This window comes from Vibrio ulleungensis, from assembly GCF_016900875.1.
Classification (GTDB): Bacteria; Pseudomonadota; Gammaproteobacteria; order Enterobacterales; family Vibrionaceae; genus Vibrio; species Vibrio ulleungensis.
The window spans coordinates 584,815-605,222 of the sequence record NZ_JAFEUM010000001.1; the positions used below are offsets into that span (position 1 = coordinate 584,815).

Annotated in this window: 16 protein-coding genes and 1 pseudogene; 8 read left to right on the top strand and 9 right to left on the bottom strand. The window is 45.1% G+C overall.

Translation table 11 applies throughout. From position 1 onward, the window contains the following. Nucleotides 1–37: 37 nt before the first annotated feature. A complete protein-coding gene (locus JQC93_RS02770) occupies nt 38–1,375 on the bottom strand; it encodes an MATE family efflux transporter (RefSeq protein WP_205156928.1) in 1,338 nt (445 codons plus the stop codon). Between the two features lie 587 nt (nt 1,376–1,962). Continuing rightward, nucleotides 1,963–2,862 carry an AraC family transcriptional regulator gene (locus JQC93_RS02775; protein WP_205156929.1) on the bottom strand — a complete coding sequence of 300 codons (900 nt, stop codon included), beginning with the start codon at nt 2,860–2,862 and terminating at the stop codon, nt 1,963–1,965. Nucleotides 2,863–3,194: 332 nt separating this feature from the next. Here JQC93_RS02775 and JQC93_RS02780 point away from each other — a divergent pair. Continuing rightward, nucleotides 3,195–3,596 (top strand): annotated as a pseudogene (locus tag JQC93_RS02780) (MerR family transcriptional regulator); the annotation flags it as partial. A gap of 140 nt (nt 3,597–3,736) precedes the next feature. On the opposite strand, the gene JQC93_RS02785 reads toward JQC93_RS02780, so the two are convergent. The 4 genes from JQC93_RS02785 to JQC93_RS02800 all read right to left on the bottom strand — a co-directional run bounded on the left by JQC93_RS02785 (nt 3,737) and on the right by JQC93_RS02800 (nt 9,156). Then, complete coding sequence (locus JQC93_RS02785; RefSeq protein WP_205156930.1) at nt 3,737–4,942, bottom strand: methyl-accepting chemotaxis protein; 1,206 nt, start codon at nt 4,940–4,942, stop codon at nt 3,737–3,739. Nucleotides 4,943–5,608: 666 nt separating this feature from the next. Then, on the bottom strand, nt 5,609–6,820 hold the full coding sequence (locus tag JQC93_RS02790; protein WP_205156931.1) for a cation:proton antiporter: 1,212 nt from the start codon (nt 6,818–6,820) through the stop codon (nt 5,609–5,611). 126 nt (nt 6,821–6,946) lie between these two features. Beyond that, nucleotides 6,947–8,323 (bottom strand): MATE family efflux transporter, encoded by a 1,377-nt coding sequence (locus JQC93_RS02795; RefSeq protein WP_205156932.1) that lies wholly within the window; start codon nt 8,321–8,323, stop codon nt 6,947–6,949. A gap of 71 nt (nt 8,324–8,394) precedes the next feature. After that, the gene (locus tag JQC93_RS02800) at nt 8,395–9,156 is read right to left on the bottom strand and encodes a hydratase (RefSeq protein ID WP_205156933.1); all 762 of its coding nucleotides are present in this window, start codon (nt 9,154–9,156) and stop codon (nt 8,395–8,397) included. A gap of 421 nt (nt 9,157–9,577) precedes the next feature. Between JQC93_RS02800 and JQC93_RS02805 the strand changes: the two genes are divergently transcribed. Then, nucleotides 9,578–10,213: an RpiB/LacA/LacB family sugar-phosphate isomerase gene (locus JQC93_RS02805; protein WP_205156934.1), complete on the top strand. Its 636-nt coding sequence runs from the start codon at nt 9,578–9,580 to the stop codon at nt 10,211–10,213. Nucleotides 10,214–10,315: 102 nt separating this feature from the next. On the opposite strand, the gene JQC93_RS02810 is transcribed toward JQC93_RS02805, so the two are convergent. Both JQC93_RS02810 and JQC93_RS02815 read right to left on the bottom strand, forming a co-directional pair. Next, entirely contained in the window at nt 10,316–10,852 is a 537-nt protein-coding gene (locus JQC93_RS02810) for a DUF3332 domain-containing protein (RefSeq protein WP_205156935.1), read from the bottom strand. Nucleotides 10,853–11,032: 180 nt separating this feature from the next. After that, nucleotides 11,033–11,452 carry a hypothetical protein gene (locus tag JQC93_RS02815; RefSeq protein ID WP_205156936.1) on the bottom strand — a complete coding sequence of 140 codons (420 nt, stop codon included), beginning with the start codon at nt 11,450–11,452 and terminating at the stop codon, nt 11,033–11,035. A 253-nt stretch (nt 11,453–11,705) separates the two neighbouring features. On the opposite strand from JQC93_RS02815, the gene JQC93_RS02820 reads away from it, so the two are divergent. Together JQC93_RS02820 and JQC93_RS02825 are read left to right on the top strand one after the other, a co-directional pair. Continuing rightward, nucleotides 11,706–12,707 carry an AraC family transcriptional regulator gene (locus tag JQC93_RS02820; protein WP_205156937.1) on the top strand — a complete coding sequence of 334 codons (1,002 nt, stop codon included), beginning with the start codon at nt 11,706–11,708 and terminating at the stop codon, nt 12,705–12,707. A gap of 217 nt (nt 12,708–12,924) precedes the next feature. Beyond that, entirely contained in the window at nt 12,925–13,923 is a 999-nt protein-coding gene (locus tag JQC93_RS02825) for a LacI family DNA-binding transcriptional regulator (RefSeq protein WP_205156938.1), read from the top strand. Nucleotides 13,924–14,022: 99 nt separating this feature from the next. On the opposite strand, the gene JQC93_RS02830 is transcribed toward JQC93_RS02825, so the two are convergent. Further along, entirely contained in the window at nt 14,023–14,877 is an 855-nt protein-coding gene (locus tag JQC93_RS02830; RefSeq protein WP_205156939.1) for an AraC family transcriptional regulator, read from the bottom strand. A 445-nt stretch (nt 14,878–15,322) separates the two neighbouring features. On the opposite strand from JQC93_RS02830, the gene JQC93_RS02835 reads away from it, so the two are divergent. From JQC93_RS02835 to JQC93_RS02850, 4 genes are all read left to right on the top strand, one after another. Further along, nucleotides 15,323–16,231: a sugar ABC transporter substrate-binding protein gene (locus JQC93_RS02835; RefSeq protein ID WP_205156940.1), complete on the top strand. Its 909-nt coding sequence runs from the start codon at nt 15,323–15,325 to the stop codon at nt 16,229–16,231. A gap of 62 nt (nt 16,232–16,293) precedes the next feature. After that, a complete protein-coding gene (locus JQC93_RS02840) occupies nt 16,294–17,769 on the top strand; it encodes a sugar ABC transporter ATP-binding protein (protein WP_205156941.1) in 1,476 nt (491 codons plus the stop codon). 11 nt (nt 17,770–17,780) lie between these two features. Next, a complete protein-coding gene (locus tag JQC93_RS02845) occupies nt 17,781–18,761 on the top strand; it encodes an ABC transporter permease (RefSeq protein ID WP_205156942.1) in 981 nt (326 codons plus the stop codon). 126 nt (nt 18,762–18,887) lie between these two features. Further along, nucleotides 18,888–20,408, top strand: coding sequence for an L-fucose/L-arabinose isomerase family protein (locus JQC93_RS02850; protein WP_205156943.1), 1,521 nt, complete (start codon nt 18,888–18,890; stop codon nt 20,406–20,408).

The window sequence follows — 20,408 nt, forward strand, 5'->3', positions numbered from 1 at the left end:
GGGAGCACTTTTTAGAATATATGCTCCCCAATGATTCTTAGCCAATGGCACTGTACATTGTTGTCATCCTCGACCGGGCTCGTAAGCGTTTAAACCTAGTTATAAATACCACTGCATCAATGACATTGGCGAGTGCTATCACAGTGAATAGCCAGACGACATCTAATCCGAGATGAGCGATCACTAAGCTCGGAATGACAATATTTAACCATAGTAATACGATCTTAATAATAGCTGTTTTGGCGACGTCACCAAGACCTCTTAGTGACGCGGTATAGACGAACTGTAGACCTAATGGAAATTGAGCTAGACCGATAATCCGTATATAAGTCGAGGCGTCATTGATGACGCTGAGCTCATTGGTAAAGAGGCAGGCGAACGATTCTGGGATGATAGCCATCAGTCCGCCTATGCCTCCCATAAATAGACACGTCAGCGTTGCAGTGACAGAGGTAACACTATCAATATCTCTTGATCTGTTTGCGCCAACAAATCGACTCACGAGAGTAGCAGCCGCGGCGGCCGTCCCAAGTCCAGGTAAGAAAGCGATGCTCTCAACTCGGTAGCCAATTTGAAAGCCTGCTGCGACTGAGGCGGCATAGCTGTTAATGATAGAGATGATAAACAGCCAACTTATCTGGAATGTGAAGTTTTCGACAACAGAAGGAACCCCAAGTTTAAGGATATCCTTCATATGTGTGAGAGCATTCCTTAGTTGTATTGCGTGCGTAAAAGACTGCTTTATCACAACGAGATAGAGAGCGACACTAAAGGCCGTAGCAACAATCGTTCCTAATGCTGCCCCTTGAATTCCCATAGCGGGTACGCCAGCGTTACCAAAGATGAACAAGTAATTGAAAACAACGTTCAGCCCTAAACTCGCCATTTTGATTTTCATCGGCAGTTGGTTATTACCCGTTGAAACAAAATAGGTAAACAGTAAAACATCAAGATAGATAAAAATCGATCCCGCTACTAACGTACCAAAGTACAAATCGCCAAGTACAGCGACTTCAGCCGTTGTGTGGAACAGCAAATACAAGTCAGCGACAAACGGTATCGCTAATGTACCGATAAGGTATAAGGGTAAAGCGATGATAAACATTGCACCGAGGACATTAGCAGCACATTGTTCTCGTCTTGCCCCAGTAAGGCGAGCGACAAGTATGCCTCCACCGGTGGCAAATAGGTTATCTAAAACACCGATTGAGCCAGCGAGTAGCACTAATCCCATACCAACAGCTGTTAGCTCGGCACTACCTAGTTGGCCTATCATGAAAAGATCGATAAGGATCATTGCCATATCAAGAAATAGCTTTAACGATACTGGGATCGCAATTGTTAAAATTTGCTTTGAAAATGATTGAGACGTCATTAACTAAACTACATACACGGTAGCGTATGTCTCCATTTAGAGATGGAGGCTAGTATCAAGGAGTAGATTGTTGAATGGTATGCTCCCAGCACTAGCCGCAATGTTTCGCGGCCGACGAGGGACACGAATACGTTAGTTACAAGTACCGTTGAGCGCAGATCTAGCGATGGTTGCTAAATCAGTTAGTTACGCTGAGCGGCGGATTCTATCCGCTGAGGCAAAAATACGAAAATTCCATTTTATGAAATAAGTCATGATGGCCTCCTTTTAGTAATTAACGATTCGTTTAGGTTTCTGAAAATAATAAACTTTTGCTGCTATGTCAAACGACTACCTGGCTTCTAAGTTCATCCAATTTGTTCAAAGCTTTTCAAACGCTGCCTATCATTGAGAGGCAGCGTTCGTCATTATTGGAATACGAGAAGTTATCCGGAGAATGAAAATCGCTTAAAGCTTGTAACAAGCTTTTGCACAAAAGTGTTTTGGATATAGGTCAGTCACTATTTCCAAACGCTTCGTCGGTGGATTAGGCAATTTAGCTCTTCATTCAACACACAATAGAGCCTGCAACTTGCAAGCTCTTTTGATTATTTAATAGCAGTACAGAAACTTACATCAGCATGTTGGGTTTGCGGGTCGAAGCTATGGTAAAGCTCAAAGCAAGGTCGATCGTCATTTTCTAAGCCAGACTCAATCACTTTGCTCATTAAACTATCCCATGCTACCGAGTACTGAGGTTTCTCTGTAATCATTTGGCGCATTACAGCGTACATGCCACCAGGGAAGTCTTGCAGTTCGATACCATCGATAATTTCTGTGTCATCTGGAACCATCAAACAGATGTCGGTACGACATTTCTCATTGGGCGTGATTTCTGGGTTGTCGTGATAGATAAAGATACAGGTATTTCCTGCTAGGCCTTTCATTCCCACCCACTGATAAAGTCGACCGCTTGGCTCTTCATAACCGACGCCATAAGGACCTGTTACTCGTACAAAAGCCAATTTTGTTGCGGTAAAATTTTGTGTTTCCATCTTGTTGCTCCACGTTGTTAGTTCAGAGCCAGTATATGAATCGTTAATGTTGTTGGCGTTTCCAATCTTGCGAAGCGTGTGTCCAATCTTGCTGTTTCGGGATAACTCAGAAAACTGCTTGTAGTCTTCGCAGTCGCGAAACGCGCTCGGAGTTACGCCGTAGTGTTGTTGAAACGCTTTGGCTAGGCTTTGCGAAGAAGAGAAACCATATTCAAGTGCAATGTTTATTATCGGTTGTTTCGACATAAATAGGTCATCGGCAGCTGATTGCAGTCTCAAGCGCCTGAGAAAATCAGCCAGCGTTTCACCTTGCACCGCCTTAAAGATACGATGAAAGTGGTAAGGGGATAGGTTGGCCAATGCCGCGACCTCGAGCAAGTTCAGAGGCTGGTTAAAGTTCTTTTCCAGAAAACGAATAACCGGTGTTAGCCGTTTTTGATAATCGACACGCATAGCTGAGCTCACTCTTTCCAAAAGGATACTGTATAAGTGTACAGACATTGGCCATGGTTTTAAAAGCATATTTGATAAATGCGTAGTAAGCTTAATTTTGGTAAGTATGTTGTTAGCTCTAAGCCAGCATACTCTTATTTATCAAGCAACATAGTGCCTGTATTGATCTTAGTTCACTTTCTCAAGGTTCCTGATTCATTTATGCCCAGAGACGAGTCGGCGGGACTACGGCTAATCCAACTGAACCCCATTGTGTACCTCGTTCAAGTTAAGGGTGAAAGAGGGGCTGTGGATTCCATACATCAAGTATCAACTATTAGTAAAGAGCATCTGAGCGAGAACTTGAAAGATTCAGAGCTATTTTTGCCTATCGCTCATATGGCATTCCAGTCGGTGAAATTAAGAACTTGATGCAGAAGTCTCAAGACGAGAATCGAGAGTTGGTATTGTGACAACAGTTTGCTGCTCTAGATATGGAGATTCAAAAGATTCGTCAGCAACAACACTCCATTATGACTTTACTCAAAGAACCTGAACTTCTTAATCGAGGGCTGTTAACGAAAGAGCGATGGGTAGAAATCCTTAGAGAATCAGGCATGAATGATCAGGATATGATTAATTGGCATAAGCGCTTTGAACAAATGGAACCGCTTGGCCACCTTAAATTTCTACAATCACTAAATATTAGTGAGAATGAAATCGCAGAGATCAGAGGGTGGTCAAGAGAACCATAATCTAGCCTTTCGCATTCTCAGAGGTAGCTCAATGGCACAAAATTATCTCAAGAGATCTACCTAGCTTTTGTCCAAATGTGGGCTTGCGGTAGCGCGAGACACATAATTATTTCATGGCTAAAAGCTGATTCAATCGAGTTTTATGCAACACTTTCGCCTAGCTTAAAATGAAGGAGTTTCGACGAAACATGTTGAGTATCTACAGATAGACTCTCAGATTGATTGGTCAATTTTACAAGAGCGTGAGATATGTCTGACAACGAATCGTTAATAGATAACACGTTGGTATTGATCTCTTCAGCGACACAGCTTTGCTCTTCTGCTGCTGTCGCAATTTGAGTAACCATATCCGATGCTTGGGCAATGTCTTCAGTGATCTGACACGCTTCTGTTAGACGACCATTAATGGCGTTGACAGCAACTTCAACATTGCTGCCTATTACTTGCATTGCATCGTGAGTGTTTCTTGCGTTTGTATTTAGTGCTTCAATGGTAATCTGAATCTTCTGTGTCGATTCCTGAGTACGGCTCGCAAGATTTCGAACTTCATCTGCAACGACGGAGAAACCTCGCCCTTGTTCCCCAGCTCGTGCAGCTTCGATTGCAGCGTTTAACGCAAGTAGATTGGTTTGCTCTGATATCCCTTCGATGATATTGGTCATTTCGTTGATCTGACATACTCCGCTGTTGAGTTCTTCGATATGTTGTTGCGAGGAGTGAATGTGCTTAGAGTCGCTTTCGGTACCGTGCGCCATATTTTGCATAGCCGCGCTACTCGATTGTGCGCTTTTGGTGACATGCTGAGCTGCATCAGCAGCAACCGAGGCATTGGAGGCAATTTGAACTACAGTTGCTGACATTTGCGTCATCGCTGACGCAAGTTGGTCGAGTTGGCTTTGTTGAGACTCAATATGAGTGAGACAGTGACTCCCAGTTTGATGTAATTGAGCAGAATTCTTGGTGTATTTTTCAAGGACTGACACTAAATCTGAGATCATTTCTTTGTTCGATTTTCTTAGTCTCTCAGTATTCTTGATGCAAGTTGTCAGCTCATCGTTACCTTGATTGTCTAGTAGCTGAGGAGTATTGAGTGAGTGGCTGAGATCGCCTTCTGCCATTCGTGCTAATTGACGGTTGATGATTCGTAATCGAGAAACGATGCTTAGGTAAATCCGGAATGTAATACCTAGGATAACAACAACTTCACATCCAATGAGCAACAGTTTTAATTGAGTGCTAAGTAAGGGATTGGCTATAAATATAAGCGGTATAGCGATTGAGATAACGATGGCAAACACAGCAAGCAATAGCATGTGTAATCGAAAGGTATAATGCAGATTTTTCATATCATCCCTGAGCAACATAGCGAACCATCTATAATGGTCGCATAGTTTAGAGCAGCATGATATTTCATGGGTGGGAAGCGAGCTTTTATCCATAAGAAATTTATGGATTATTGTTGAAGCTAACTAAAACTTGAAATGAACAATGTTGGCCTGAAATTGTGAATAATCCATGAATATCTGTGCATTTAGGGTGATCTTCGGTGCACTTAACTCAATATTAGGCCTGTATAAGGAAGAGTTCTGAGCCGTAGCCAATGACTTTTTGGTTCTTAAATCTGCGAAGTTGATCGCCCTCATTATGGCTATCTCACCTTCTAATTAACGGAGAGCCATAGCACCAAATTAACACTTATTATTCAGCCTCGGAGATGGTTTATACGAAAGTGTATAACCACAAGGAGAGCCCAAACCAAACTTAACAAGAATTGAAGAAATTGGGTTCATCTCTACGGTTCTTTCTAATATAGCCAGTGCGAATACGACGAATCACACTTCTTAACTGTGCTTGATCAGGTTTAGGCGTTGCAAATCTCATTTAAGGTCTTGTCGCTTCTTTCAGCGTTGTGATGCGCCTCAGAAATGTTCAGACACTAGTGTTCATATCGCTTTGGTAAGCTTTAATTCGGAACGTATCTGATCAATCTAAATTGTCTTCTGACGCCTTTCTTAACTCTTGCGTTCGATATGACCCAACTTTTCGGCGAGTGGTTTAGCCGAAATTCCATGGGCAACTAAGCTAAATAGTACCGTTGTACTCACTACTAACGCGATGAAACTAGAGTGTTCAACTTGCGCATCAATCACCAATACAGCAAAAGCAAGGCTGGCGAGCCCTCGGGGACCAAACCATCCCATAAATAGACGCTCTCTTGTCGGTACGCGAGTACCGATAAACGCACAGTAGGTTGGAAGCATGCGAATCACGGTGAGACTGGCCACGGCATAAGCCACGACTTGCCAAGACATGTGCTCAAACAGTGTGCCTAGTAGGGTAGCGCCAAATAAGATCCAAGTGAACATGGCGAATAGCTCGGCCATACCTTCGGTGGCTAGAACCAATTGGTGAGTCTTTTTTGATAGCAAATAACCAAACAGCAAGCCCCCTGAAAAAGCGGCGATGTATCCGCTGCCGTGGAAGGTTTGAGCGACATAAAAACTCGATAACGCAATCGCCATCACCGTGACTTGCACCCAAACTTCGCTTAACCACTGTCTTGCTGCGCTGGCTTCAAGTAGCTTGGCGCCAATAAACGCAAAGCTGAGACCAACGACAAGGCCAATGCCTACCTCTTCTGCCACTAGGTATAGGCCATGTCCTAAGGTGACGCCCTCTGATGCAGGGTTGGAAAGGGTTAGCAGAATCAGCAAAATGGGAACGCATAAACCATCGTTGAGCCCACTTTCAATGTTTAACCCTTCTCTTACGGGGGCGGGGACCTTTGGATTGCTCACCACGGCTTTTCCTAGCGCGGCATCGGTGGCCGCGAGCATAGTGCCTAGTATTGCCGCTTCGATAAGCGTTAATTGGTTAAATAACAAAGCCGCCACGATGCTGCCTAACACTATGGCGCTTGGTAGACCGATCAGCAGCATTCTTGATGGGTATAAGATCTGGGTTTTAACGACTTTTAGATTTGAGTGTGCGGCATCAGAAAACAAGACTAAGGCTAAGGTAATGTCGACAAGAAAACGTAAGTCGGTCGGAGTGGTGCCAGAGCCAATCAGCCCCAGACCACTGGTGCCTAATACCCACCCTATAGTAATGAAGACCATCGGGCCAGAAATGATGGTGTCTTCCAGTTTTTCGGCCAAAACTGAATATAGGAATACCACAATAAAGAGAACGCCAAGGGTGGTATAAATTGCGTCTATATTCATGGATTAGCCTTATCTTTAGAGGCGATTGCTAGTCTTTACAGTGTAAAGCTAGCCAGCGCGACATGCACGCCTCTAATCAAAGAAAAAACTAATAAAGTCACAGTAAGATCAACGCGTTAAATGAGTTTACTCATACATGAGTTTCTCTGCGGCTTGTTGGTCAAAGGTCGCTAAGGTTTTTCGTGCCAAATGACGAAGCGGCAGCGCGCGGATGATCTCTTCAAACGGTTGTACCGCAAACGCCCAAAACACCGAACAATCAAAAACCAGTACCAACACTGCACACAGTGGAATCGAAATCACCCACTGCCCAATAAAGTTAATGCGAAAGACGTCTTTTGTTTTGCCGAGTGCACGCAAAATATTGCCATGGACCGTATTGTAGCCACGAGCGATGGGCAAAATAATATACAGCGGAGCAATAGCGGCAAGCGCGATGTAGGTGGACTCTTCTAGATGCGGGTACACGTTGGCAATGACTAGACTCATCACGGCAAATAAACCGGCGACAACAATAGAGATCCCCACAGCGATATCGATGCTGATGTTGACGTTTTTGCTGAGGTCGGTGAGGTTTTTAGACCCAATCGCTTGGCTTATGGTAATGGCCGATGACTGAGACCAAGAGCCCACAAACTGGGTACCAGAGCGAAGCCAAGGAGCCACCAAGGTAATCGCAACATACGCATAGATGTCGAGTTGGGTGTACATCAACTGATACATGTTGGCGCCCAACATCAATATGGTGACATTAGCGGCTACCGGAAATATTTCATGAAAATGCTGCTTAATGTTATTGAGCATCGCGCTATTAAGAACGATTCGAGACAGCGAAACATCGGGACTGCGCTTAATGGACATGGCTAAATAGAGCAAACGTGCAGATATGCCTAATACGCTGCCAATTGCGGCGCCTTGAACCCCTAGTCCTTCCATTGATAGGTTGTTGGTTAGACTAAAACCGTAAATAAAGCAGTAAGATAAGCCAGCGTTTAGGGGCAGCTCAATCAAAAAGCCTTTAAACGGTATTTTGCTTTTTCCTAATCCATTGAGCAGCGCTATCATTACCTGGGTGATAGCGGTTAATACGACCAGATATTTAGAGATCCCAAGGTAGTGACCAATCTCTATTTGCAACTGTGAGTCGTCGGTGAGCGCATTGATTAACGGTTGGTCAAAAAGTGTCAGTAAAGTCCAAAATAGGGTAGCGACCGAACAGTTAATGAGAAGCCCTGCCCAAAAGGCTTTGGATAGGGTTGTTTGAGATTGCGAGCCGACGGCACGACTTAGTACCAATTGGCTACCGTTGGCTAGCGCCATCTGTATGGCCAGCATGACGGCTAGGATGGTGCCAGAAATACCCATAGCAGCCAATGGGATTTCCCCAAGTGGCGAGACCATAAAGGTATCAATAAGCAACATTGATTGCATTAATAGACCGTTAAGGGCTAACGGCCACGCAAGAGAAAAGTTCTTTTTAACGTAAGGTTGAGACAGCAGCATTCAAACCTTGTCCATACATTGGGTAGCAATAAACCATCACCTTATGGTGATGGTTTATTGTCTACGAATGATTATTTCGCCGAAAATGTAACCGTGTATTCACCGATTCCTTGATAGTTAACGGTGGTAGGTTGATCAAATTCGAATTCGACGATACCGCAGTAAGAGCCAGTGATCATCGCTTCACCTTCTTTAAAGGTGACACCACGTTGAGTCATTTCGTTAATGAGCCAGTAAATAGGGCGCAATGGCATTGTGTTAGGGTGCGTGCCGTCGAAGGTTTGAACCTTCTCACCATGAGTTGCGGTAATGGCAATGTTACTTGCATTAAACGCTGCTTCTCGGTCGATTTCTGGGCCAATAAACAGACCTTGGTTGACTAGACCATCAGCCAGTCTTTCGAAAAACTCAGCGTCGCTGTCCTCAGCAAAACGTGACTGGATAAGCTCGAGCGCCATGTGGCACGAGCCAATCGCCGCATCAATTTCGCTGTCAGTGTATCCGCCTTCTTTCGCTGGCAGGTCTTTTGCCAATACGAATGCGATTTCAGGTTCGATACGCACAACGCCGTTGTCAGCAAAAAGCTCACACGTATCGCCTGATTGAACGTCGGCAGCAAAGATTGGCGCGACAACAAATTTGTTTTTCGCTAGAGGTTGTAAGCATTTCCAGCCAGCAACGGTACTTGGGTGGATGTCAACCATCGCTGATTGGATGGCCAACGCGTCGTCTAAAGATTCTGGACGGATTGACGCTTCTAAGCGTGGGGCTTTGGTGCCAGCAATGCGGCGACTTAGCAGCTCTTGGGCTGCGAGAGTGTGTTTATTTGTCATATTATACCACCTGTGGTTTTCGCATAGTTTAAGGAAAAACTTACCGTTTGGGTAGTTACAGGTAATAAGAGTGTGATGCTGTCCCCGCGAGAATGGGCTAATTATGCTTTTGAGAAGTAAAGCGAAAGGTGCATGAATCATAAAACGTTATAGCGGTCTTAAGCACTAAATTGCATGATCTCTGCAACTCATCGCCACTTCAAGACTGTAGCTGCCGAGTTATAGACAAATGCTCTCGTTAGCATTACTGCTTAGAAAACTGAATTGTTAGTTAAAAAATAGACTTCCCGCAAGCAAAAAAAGGGCAGAAAAACAGTCGCTAAATCACACTCTTGAGTGTTCATCTGTTGCACACAAATATTGTGTACTAAAATAAGACAAATATTTTAGTCTGCAACACCATAATTCATAGGAACCCAGTATGAAAATCGCGTTAATGATGGAAAACAGTCAAGCAAGTAAGGCCCCGATGGTTGAGTCTGAACTCACTAGCGTCGCGGGTGGATTAGGCCACGATGTGGTCAACGTTGGCATGAAAGATGAAAACGATCATGCGCTGACGTATGTACACCTAGGTATTATGGCCAGCGTTCTGCTTAACTCTAAGGCGGCCGATTTTGTGGTGACCGGTTGTGGAACAGGGCAAGGCGCGATGATGTCTTGTAATGCTCACCCAGGGGTAATTTGTGGCTATTGTTTAGAGCCGTCAGACGCTTTTTTGTTTAACCAAATCAACAATGGTAATGCGCTGGCGCTCGCGTTTGCCAAAGGGTTTGGCTGGGCAGGGGAGCTGAATGTACGTTATATGTTCGAGAAAGCTTTTACTGGTGCACGAGGTGAAGGCTACCCCATTGAGCGCGCAGAGCCGCAGCAAGCTAACGCAAAAATTTTGGGTGAGGTAAAAGTAGCGGTCGCTAAAAATGTGGTTGAGTCGCTTAAAGCGATAGATCAACAGCTTGTCAAAACAGCTGTCGGTAGTCGCCATTTTCAGGACTACTTCTTTACACATTCACAAGATGCTGAATTAACGGCATACATCAAAACTCTGGTCAATTAACGGTTTCGCATAAAGTAAGGTTGACTTGAATACCACAAAGCCCACATTGTGTGGGCTTTGTGTTTGTTTGGCATCTTTAATTAACGCGGAAGCGTTGATTGTTTAAGATTGAGCGCTACTCGCCGTTTCTAGTTCAGAGATCGTGGTTTGTGATACCAGCTCGCCATCCATGTAATAACTTACTTGCTCGCCGTCTTTCACGCCAGTAAGGATAGCAGTGTCACCATTGTTATATACGATGTCCATTTGGATAGTGTTGTCATCAATTTTGTGCATTTCACCGGTTTGAATGGTGCGACTAGACAACTCATCAATTGGCGCATCAGTGAGGCTCGGATCTAGGTCATCGTTAATCTTATATTTGGTGTCTACTTTTGAATCAAAAATGTGTGGATTGCCATTTAGTGGGTTACTGCCAGTCCAGAATTCTAGTGAGTTAAACAACACATAGTCAGCCGCTGTGGTGATACCATATACAGGAGCCAGCAGGAAGTTTACACCTGCACGAGCATAGCGGTTATCAACAACTTCAATGTTAAACTTCACAACCTTGCCAGTGACAGCATTACTACCGACACAACCTGTTAATGATGCTGCAAGAGCTGTAAGACCAATGACTTTAAGTGCGATGTTTTTCATTAAGTTACCTTTAAATTTAAGATGTTTGGTAGAACGGTTGTAGTATCCATTGGATGAATGAATCGGGCTTATCATTTTGCGCCACATTACAACCATGCTTTGTTTTAATCGAAACTGGATCAGTTAGTTTGATAGAATATTTTTGAAAATTTGCGATGTAGAAAACTGAGCAGACCGTGCTTACGCGGTCTCGAGTTCAGAGGTGTAAAACGTTTTTTCTACGGCTTTCTCAAAACCCAAAATAAGGAAGATCAGCCCAAAGAACACAACGATACCGTTGAAGTAGCCAGTCATGACCACAGAAGAGCCAAACAAGGCACCAATGATCCCCATGGTGACAAATTTACCACCGACCAATGAGATGTAAGAAGTTACGCCACGACCAATTTTGTGCAGTTTGGTCGAGCCTTTTTGCTGCCATTGGCTAGCTGCATAACCTTCTAACCAAATGAAGAAGCTCAAACAAACCTGCATGATAACGCCGACAAGAATTGCGGTGTTAAGGCTGTCTACCGTAAACCAAGACCAGTATTGATTTGCAATAACGACTGCAGTGATACCAATGATTGATTTAGTTAGAAACGGAATATTCGAAGTCATGTTGTCTCTCTTCATAATAGTAGTGATAACGGTTTGCTAAGTTGATTGTTGCCCCTCAGCGAATGAAACCATTTTGAATGATTCATAGCATCTATACTTACCATTTTACGCCATTTATTTCGGTAACCTGCTGTATGCAAAATAACTATGGTTGCATAGCGAGCGTGAGCAAATGTGGTAAAGTGAGTTAAGACGCAATCGCCCGTTGAGTGGTGGCTAGAATCTATTGGTGTAGACACAAGGAGAGTGTTACGTGGGAAAACGTGAGTTTGATATTCCAGTAATACATACCAACTATGCAAAAGTCTTAGTGCAGGTGTGTACAGAGTTTGGATTGGATCTGCATCAGCTTTTGGAAGATGCAGGCTTGCCAGCGGACCTACTTAATTCTGACAGTGAGTTTATTCCATCCGACTCTATTAAACGTCTTATCTTTTTGGCGTCGACACAGCTAGGCGTTAACAGCTTCATCGAAATATTGAGCATGGCGATTGGCCAACGGATCCTGCCGGTGATTTTGCATCAATTTAATCGGTATGAAACGATTGGCGATGCACTTAACGATATAAACGCTATCTTTACGGCTGACACGCCAAGTAGCTCAGTTTTCTTTTTGCAAGAGCATGGGCAGAGTTGGTTCTGCGTTGAATCTATCGGTAAAAACAACCCCTATGTTCAATGGACAGAAGCGTTTACCATTAGTTATGTTCAACAGCTAATGAGTGCGCTACTCAATCGCAATTGGCAGCCAGAGACCATTACATTGAGAGGTAAAGATGTTGATATTATTAAGAACATGGTACCAAGTCATTGTCGGATATTCGTCGAAAATCGATACACCAGCGTAAGGATCCCGAACGATTTGCTGACCAAGTCGATCTCACTGAGCTCTGCGGCATTGGGAGAAAAACCCACTTTGGTGGAGTGGCATACTAGTTTTACCGACAATGTATTTGAAGTACTCAAACCTTACGTAAGAGAGCGCGATTTAACGATCGAATATGCCGCTGAGTTACTCGATTATTCTGTGCGAACACTGCAAAGAAAACTCACGAAGGAAAAAACCTCGTTTCGAAAAATTAAAGACAACTTAGTATTCTCGGTCGCTTGCGAATTAATTGAGGAAGGGCATTCTCTAACATACGTGTCCAACCAACTCGGTTACGCCAATCTCGCTCATTTCTCGCGAGCCTTCAAACGCATGTCAGGTCTGACGCCCAATGTATACAAGCAAACAGTGAAAAAACCTATTTAGCCACAATCGAGAGCAGAGCCTTGGCGCTTGTATATTTTAATGCAATTATCGTGGTTGCTGCATTGTGCACTAGCAGCTTCGTTTCACGCAATGGGATTCACCCAGTAATTGTATGATGAAAGTCAATATCAAGGCATCGCTCAAAGACTTGCTCGATACAAATGGTTATTATCTTTATCTTACGAAATTATAATCATATAAAGTTATTGAGGACCGAGTGGCAACAATCAAAGATGTAGCAAGAGTGGCCAAAGTGTCTGTTGGGACGGTATCAAGAGTGCTTAATGGCTCTTCAAAAATCAGTCCAGAGTCTTATAAAGCGGTACACGATGCCGCACGCCAACTTGGGTATCGCCGCAACGCGGTTGCGCAGGCGCTAGTGAGCAAAACCTCAAAAATGTTTGGTGTGTTAGTGTCGGATGTTGGCGTTCCCTTTTTTGGCGAAATGGTTAAGGGTATCGAAGAGGTGGCCCGTCAAAAGGGATTGCACCTTCTTATCTGTAACGGTTATCACGATGCAACAGAAGAGAAAAACATGATTGAGTACCTTCTCAGTCATCGCTGTCAGTCTTTGGTTGTCCATTCGAAAGGCCTTTCCGATGAAGAGCTCATTCAATACAGCCGAGAAATACCGGGCATGATAGTGATCAATCGCTACATTGATGCCATCAAAGAGCGATGCGTGTTTCTAAATAATCACCAAGGAATGCATATTGCCGTTTCGCGCTTGTTAGATAGCCACAACGGCGTTGCCTACATAGGTTCAAGCGAAGATATTCAGGATGCCACAGATCGCTATTTGGGTTATCAAAAAGCACTAGAAGATCGCAGTATCGAGTTTAATGAACAGTGGGTAGTGCACTGTGAGCCAGTTGCTGAGGCAGGATATAAAGCAATTAAACAGCTTGCAGAGCAAGGCGAGTTGCCGAGCAGCATTGTGACCTATAACGATGCGTTAGCGTCGGGTGTTTTGGATTATCTGCATGGTGAAGGGATCAAAATCCCCGAGCAAGTGTCCGTTGTGGGATTTGATGATATCGAGCTTGCGCGTTACCTGTACCCTAAATTGACCACCGTTCGCTACCCAATCAGAGAAATGGCCGAATTCGCCGCCAATTTATCGATACAACTGCTTGAAGACGCGACTCCCTCTGTGTCCGATGAGGAATTAGAGTTTGTCCCTAAGTTGATCGAAAGAAACTCTGCAGTCATCTAATTGTCGGTCGCGTACTACGCTGGACTTGGTTTAAACGTTGTCACTGAATGATTGCCTGTTAGGCCAAACATCCTTTGGCAGTAGGTGTGGCTGATCCAGTTAACTATCTTGCTCTAGTATATTAAAACTTCTGCGAAAGTCCGACGGGGAGTGCTGTTTCACCTTTTTAAAGTAGCGATTAAAACTACTGATGTTGGTGAAACCGACGTCATAGGCAATGTCGGTGATCTGCCGGTTTGTTTCGATCAACAATTGTGCTGCTTCGTGCACCCGCTTGTCATTTAAATACTGCAAAAACGTCTTACCTGTGGCACGTTTAAACGCGCGACAAAAAGCGTGCTCAGTAAGAGCGGCCAGTTCGGAGACTTGGCTTAGCTGTATTGGCTTATTAAAGTGCACATCCACCCAATTGATGGCGGCATTGAGCCGATGGGTTTCAATACTGTGCTGCTGTAGGTGGAAGTCATCTAATATCGTTTCTACGTTCTCGTTGCTGCTCAATTCATGCAATAACTTTAACAGGCTAATGATGGAGTTCGCACCTTGCGTCGAGCAAGTTTGACTGATCCTGCTGGAAATATCATTGGCGTCTTGGCGAAGCTTTAAACCCAAGGTGGCTTTTTCGAGTAATAGATTAATGGTTTTAAATTCAGGCAACGAGAAAAACAGCTCGCCAAAGCAATTCTTATCAAATTGGATCACTAATGACTTGGCAAGGTGGGTATCTGTGCCACACACAAACGAATGTGGGAGGTTAGGTCCGAACAAATAGACGTCCCCTTCCTGATAGGTCGAGATGTGATCGCCGACCACCAAACTGCCATGGCTTTTGACTATTAGAACGATCTCAATTTCAAAATGAAAATGATAAGAGTGGTTAAATTGCTCCCCCTCAAATAAGTACGCGGTAAATGTTTCGGTAGTACATAGAACATTTTCTTTAATTGCTCTCAAACCTTCGACTCCGACTTCGATATAAACGATATTCGACGCTTCGATACTGCTTAATAAATGACCTGAAGATCATATTGTTAACATTAAATTCGAGTTTGTATAGCGGGTGGTGACCAATACTAGAATCGGGTCACAGCTGCGACTAAAGGCTAATTTACTGAAAAGTATAGCAATTAAATCATGACCTTACCTCTCTATATCCCTTCTATTGTGACCTTAAAAGGCCGTTTCCAATAATTGGTCTAGCCAATTTGTGAGCCCCATCATAGTGCAAGCCCAAAGCTAATTTTGGACCAGAAGCGAACAAAAAACGCCCAGTGCAGTGACTTTTCATCACGTAGGCTAGTGATTACTGGCCCTACACCAGTACCCACAAATAAATCAAAGCCAAAGTGAGCTGTATTGACTTGTGATTGATTACCAAATGGATGGAACTGAGGTAAACATGAAAAATATTAAAAAGTTACTACTAGGTACCGCACTACTTGCAGCGTCTGTCGTTGCAACCGCCGTTGAAGCAAAAACCACCAAGATTGGTTACACCACCATGGATTTAGCGAATCCTTACTTTATTGCTGTGACTAATGGTGTGAAAGACAGAGCAAAAGCGTTGGACGTAAAAGTAACCATACACGATGCAAAATCGGACCCGGCAAGCCAAATTGCCGCCGTTGAAAACTTCGTGGCCCAAGGCATGGACGCGATTGTGATCAGCCCAATTGATGCCATTGCTGTTGAGCCATTAATTAAGCTTGCTCATGAAAACGGCATCCCAGTGGTCAACGCACACCAAGCAATGGAAGGTGCCGACGCCCAAATCGGTTTGATTGAGTTTGAGTACGGCTACGAAGTCGGCAAGCTGGCAGGTCAATACATTACCGATCACATGGACGGTAAAGCAGAAGTTGCCGTATTAGGCCAGCCTGAAGTCTCTGCATTGGTTGAACGCACTAACGGCATTAAACAAGGCATCATGGACTTTGCTCCGGACGCAGTGATTGCCGCTGAGCAGAGCGGTTACACCCCAGAAACCGGCGCTCGCGCTGCAGAAGTTGTTATGCAGTCACGCCCAAATGTGCGTGTATTCGTTGGCATGAACGACGCAGGTATCCTTGGCGCATTTGAAGCGCTCAAAGGTATGGGCGTCAACGAAGAAGAGTTTGCACTGTTTGGACTTGATGCGACCGAAGAAGCTCAAAAGAAAATCGCTCAAAACACGATGTACAAAGGCACTGTTGATATCGCGCCTTACGTCACTGGCGAGATGATTGTCGAAGTCGCACTGAAAGTAAAAGATGACGGCCCAATTGACGAAATGGTGAAAATCGAAATGTTCCCACTGCTTGCTAAGTAGAGCGGAGCCACGATGGGGAGCCTGATCTGGCTCCCGTAATCCAGTTTTGAAAGGATGCACTTATGTCGATTTTGAGTCTTAAATCCGTAGTGAAAGAGTATCCCGGTGTTAAAGCACTGGCTGGCGTCAGCTTTGATCTGCAAGCCGGTGAAGTTCACGCCATTATGGGTGAAAACGGTGCCGGAAAATCCACGCTAATTAAAACCATTACTGGGGCAATAAACCCCACCAAAGGTGAAGTCATATTTGAAGGTCAATCACTGCCAAGTGGTGACCCTAGAGCGGTTATTGATTTGGGTATTTCCGCTATCTATCAAGAGTTAAGTCTGTTTTCGGAGCTCACCGTTGCCGAGAACATATTTTATGGTAACGAGGTTTATAAAGGCATGTTGCTGGACAAGCCTCGCATGAACCAAATGGCCAGTGAACTGCTCGACAGCCTTGGTGCTGATATCGATCCAACGGTTCAGGTTAAGTCCTTGAGTATTGGTTTTCAGCAGTTAGTCGAACTGGCGAAAGCGGTCTCTAAAGATTGCCGTTTGCTGATCATGGATGAGCCGACAGCGCCTCTGACCAACCAAGAAGTCAAATTTATGTATGAGGCGGTTAGACGCCTGCAAAGCCAGGGGGTGACCATAATTTATGTCTCCCACAGGCTCAATGAAGTGTTTGACCTGTGTGATCGCGTGACGATTTTACGCGACGGCCAATACATCACCACCTGCGACATCGACAAAGTTGATGAGGATGAGCTAATTCGCTTAATGGTAGGGCGCACCATTACCAATGAGTACCCACCTAGACTGCATCCAGTTGGTGAGGTCGCATTGGAGGTCAAGCACCTATCGTCTCCGCTGGTCAACGACGTTAGCTTTAACCTGCGTAAGGGAGAGATCCTGGGATTGGCTGGTTTGGTTGGCGCGGGTAGAACAGAGATTGCCCGCCTAATATTTGGTGCAGACCCCATGACCTCGGGAGAAGTCGTGCTGGATAACACCACGCTGCAAGTCAAAACCCCTCACGATGCCATTAATGCCGGTATTGGGTTACTCCCTGAAGATCGCAAAACCCAAGGCGCGCTGCTAAGCATGTCGATCAGTGACAATGTGAGTTATTCGTGTCTGTCGCGATTTGCAGAGCAGGGGATCATTAAGCCCGATAAAGAGCGCGAAGCCACCGCTCAGTTTATCGAAAAACTGAATGTGAAAACCCCTTCTATCGATCAGTTGGTTGGCAATCTATCTGGCGGGAATCAGCAAAAAGTGGTGCTAGCTAAATGGCTGCTAAATGATTGCTCGGTTCTGATCTTTGATGAGCCTACTCGCGGTATTGATGTGGGTGCAAAGTCTGAAATCTACGACTTAATGCGCCAAATCACTGAGAAAGGTGTCTCCATCATCATGATCAGCTCAGAAATGCCAGAGCTACTGGGCATGTCTGACCGCGTGTTGGTGATCCACGAAGGCGCTATCGCAAAAGAACTCCTCCCTAATGAGTACAGCCAAGAGACGGTACTCAAATACGCTTCAGGATTTTAAAGGAATCGATTATGGAAAACTCTCAAGTATCGATGCCAGTGGAAAAATGGAACAGCAAAAATCTACTTACATTGCTGTCTCAGTACTGGATTTTTATTGCTCTCATCGTATTGGTGATTGCGTTTAGCCTGCTGTCTGACAGCTTTTTAACCAAGGTCAACTTGCTCAATATTTTAAGACAAGTGTCCATTATCGGCATATGCGCGGTGGGGATGACAATGATCATTCTTACTGGTGGTATCGACCTGTCCGTGGGCTCGATGATCGGTGTAGCCGGCATGGCCTGTGCTCTGATGCTTAATGCTGGCGTACCTCCGATTATTGCGGTTGTTGGTACGTTAGGTATTGGCTTGTTCTTTGGCGCTATTACAGGACTGATGATCAACAAGATCCGCATTCCACCACTGATTGCCACCTTAGGTCTTATGACCGCACTTCGCGGCGTTGCTTACATACTTAACGACGGTCTGCCTATTTATGGCCTTCCAGAGTCCGTGAAATTTATCGGTCAAGGTTGGGTGTTTGGCATTCCTTTCCCCGTCATTCTCATGGTTGCTGTGTTCATCTTCGGATACATATTGCTGAACAAAACCGCGTTTGGTCGTCACCTCTATGGCACTGGTGGTAATGAAGAAGCGTCGCGCTTATCTGGGGTTAATGTTGAGCGACTTAAAACCAAGGTTTACCTGATTGGATTCTTCTTATCCACATTTGCCGGCATCGTATTGATGGCGCGAGTAAACAGCGGCCAACCACGCGGCGGTACAGGCTACGAGATGGACATCATTACCGCTGTGGTACTTGGTGGTGTGTCGATTATGGGTGGGTCAGGAAGACTTACCGGTGTGATCGCAGGTGTGATGATCATGGGCGTGCTGTCAAACGGCATGATCCTACTCAACATTGACGAGTATGTGCAGTGGGTGGTGAAAGGAATGGTGCTACTGACGGCAGTTGGCCTCGACCAATTGACCAGTCACAAGAGCAAGTAGCTCACTGTTTTTAGAGGGGATGCCCTCACTCGTTATGAGATTTTGAGGGTGACTTAGCCCTCGTTAAGTGGACCGATTTGGTTATTAGAGATAGTGCATTAAAGCGTTAGTAAATGGAGATTAACAATGACAACAACACCAACCGCAGAGGCGCAATTTTCACCCGGCGTCGCCAGTGAGTTTATCGCCTCACTTATACCTGCACCGAAAGCACAGCGCGTATCAAGGATCGCCTTTGTCTCTGTCGCGATAGAAATCCATTTTAATTGGGATTTGGCGCGCGAGACCACCACTAAGGTTGCGCAAATTGTTGAAGACGCATTGCCAAGTGAGGAGTATCAACTGGTTGTAGCTCCAGAGCCGTTTCAAGACCATTTGCAGCTTAAAGCTTTCCTAGATGACGCCGCTCACGGCGGATTAGATGGCATTGTATTGTGCCACTCTGCGTATACCACTGGTGAAGTGGGCTCTCAGCTTGGCTCTTGGTTGGCGAAACATCAAACCCCAATATTTAGCTTAGCAATGCCTGAGCCTATGGGTAATGGTGTGAATTTACAGGCCAACAGACTGTGTTCACAAAACTTTGTATTGGGCATACTCAATTCATTGGACGTGAAATATCAGTGGCTGTTTTGCAACGAAGACCAGCCTCGCGTAGCCGAAGAAGTGCAGAGGTTTGCACGTGTAAGCCGCGCTTTGGGCAACATTCGGGGTCGCAAGGCATTGATTGCTGGTGCTAGCCGCGTACCGGGTTTTTACGACTGTGAAATCAACGAAATTGCAATTATGAAGAAGCTCGAGCTGGGGTTTGACCGAGTCAATCTGGTAGACATCACCTCACGTATGGCGGATTTCTCTGAGCACGATGTTGCTGAGGTCGCCGGACTGGTATTGAACGATCCTGATTGCAAGTTCAATAACGTGCCTGACAAACAAGTCCACGACACCATTCGACTCTCTCTCGCCCTGATGACGGTGGCGCGCGAGGGCGAGTACATCGGTGTCAGCTTTAAAAACTGGCCAGAGCTATTTGACCACTTCAATGTGGCCGGTGACGGCGCTATGGCGCTGATGAATGATCAGGGCATTGTGGTGTCGGATGAGGCGGACACAGGCGCAATGATCACCATGATGCTGTTTAACGAGCTTTCCTCGGGTGCTGCTATCCCTATGCTCTCTGACATATCGTACTTATCTGACGACGGTGAACGTTTAGGCGTTTGGCACAACGGCTCGGCAGCAACTCGTCTTAGAAAACAAGGCAGCGGTTTTGAGTCTCGTAAACACGGCATTTTAGAAAACTACGACAGCGACACCGCCTGGGGCATGTTGTTTGAGTTTTTGGTTGAGCCAGGCCCGGTAACCATTGCTAAGTATCAGGCTCCATCGATAGACCATGTATTAGCCTTTGAGGGCGATATTGTGGAATCGGACATGAAGTTTAGAGGCACCTACGGTGAAGTTGTGACGCGCGAGCATACGGCAGCACAACTGGTAGGCACTATCTTGGATCAAGGCCTTGACCACCATTGGATTGTTGGTCGCGGACATTTTTTAAGTGATTTAAAAGTGTTGAATTATTGGTTAGGCGTTGAAGAGTTGCCAGTGTGCAACGCGGGTCAACATGCCGGCTTTGGACGATTGTAG

Coding starts and splice junctions, on each gene's coding strand:
- JQC93_RS02770 (WP_205156928.1), bottom strand. CDS start 1,375: ATGACGTCTCAATCATTTTCAAAGCAAATTTTAACAATTGCGATCCCA.
- JQC93_RS02775 (WP_205156929.1), bottom strand. CDS start 2,862: ATGCGTGTCGATTATCAAAAACGGCTAACACCGGTTATTCGTTTTCTG.
- JQC93_RS02785 (WP_205156930.1), bottom strand. CDS start 4,942: ATGAAAAATCTGCATTATACCTTTCGATTACACATGCTATTGCTTGCT.
- JQC93_RS02790 (WP_205156931.1), bottom strand. CDS start 6,820: ATGAATATAGACGCAATTTATACCACCCTTGGCGTTCTCTTTATTGTG.
- JQC93_RS02795 (WP_205156932.1), bottom strand. CDS start 8,323: ATGCTGCTGTCTCAACCTTACGTTAAAAAGAACTTTTCTCTTGCGTGG.
- JQC93_RS02800 (WP_205156933.1), bottom strand. CDS start 9,156: ATGACAAATAAACACACTCTCGCAGCCCAAGAGCTGCTAAGTCGCCGC.
- JQC93_RS02805 (WP_205156934.1), top strand. CDS start 9,578: ATGAAAATCGCGTTAATGATGGAAAACAGTCAAGCAAGTAAGGCCCCG.
- JQC93_RS02810 (WP_205156935.1), bottom strand. CDS start 10,852: ATGAAAAACATCGCACTTAAAGTCATTGGTCTTACAGCTCTTGCAGCA.
- JQC93_RS02815 (WP_205156936.1), bottom strand. CDS start 11,452: ATGACTTCGAATATTCCGTTTCTAACTAAATCAATCATTGGTATCACT.
- JQC93_RS02835 (WP_205156940.1), top strand. CDS start 15,323: ATGAAAAATATTAAAAAGTTACTACTAGGTACCGCACTACTTGCAGCG.
- JQC93_RS02840 (WP_205156941.1), top strand. CDS start 16,294: ATGTCGATTTTGAGTCTTAAATCCGTAGTGAAAGAGTATCCCGGTGTT.
- JQC93_RS02845 (WP_205156942.1), top strand. CDS start 17,781: ATGGAAAACTCTCAAGTATCGATGCCAGTGGAAAAATGGAACAGCAAA.
- JQC93_RS02850 (WP_205156943.1), top strand. CDS start 18,888: ATGACAACAACACCAACCGCAGAGGCGCAATTTTCACCCGGCGTCGCC.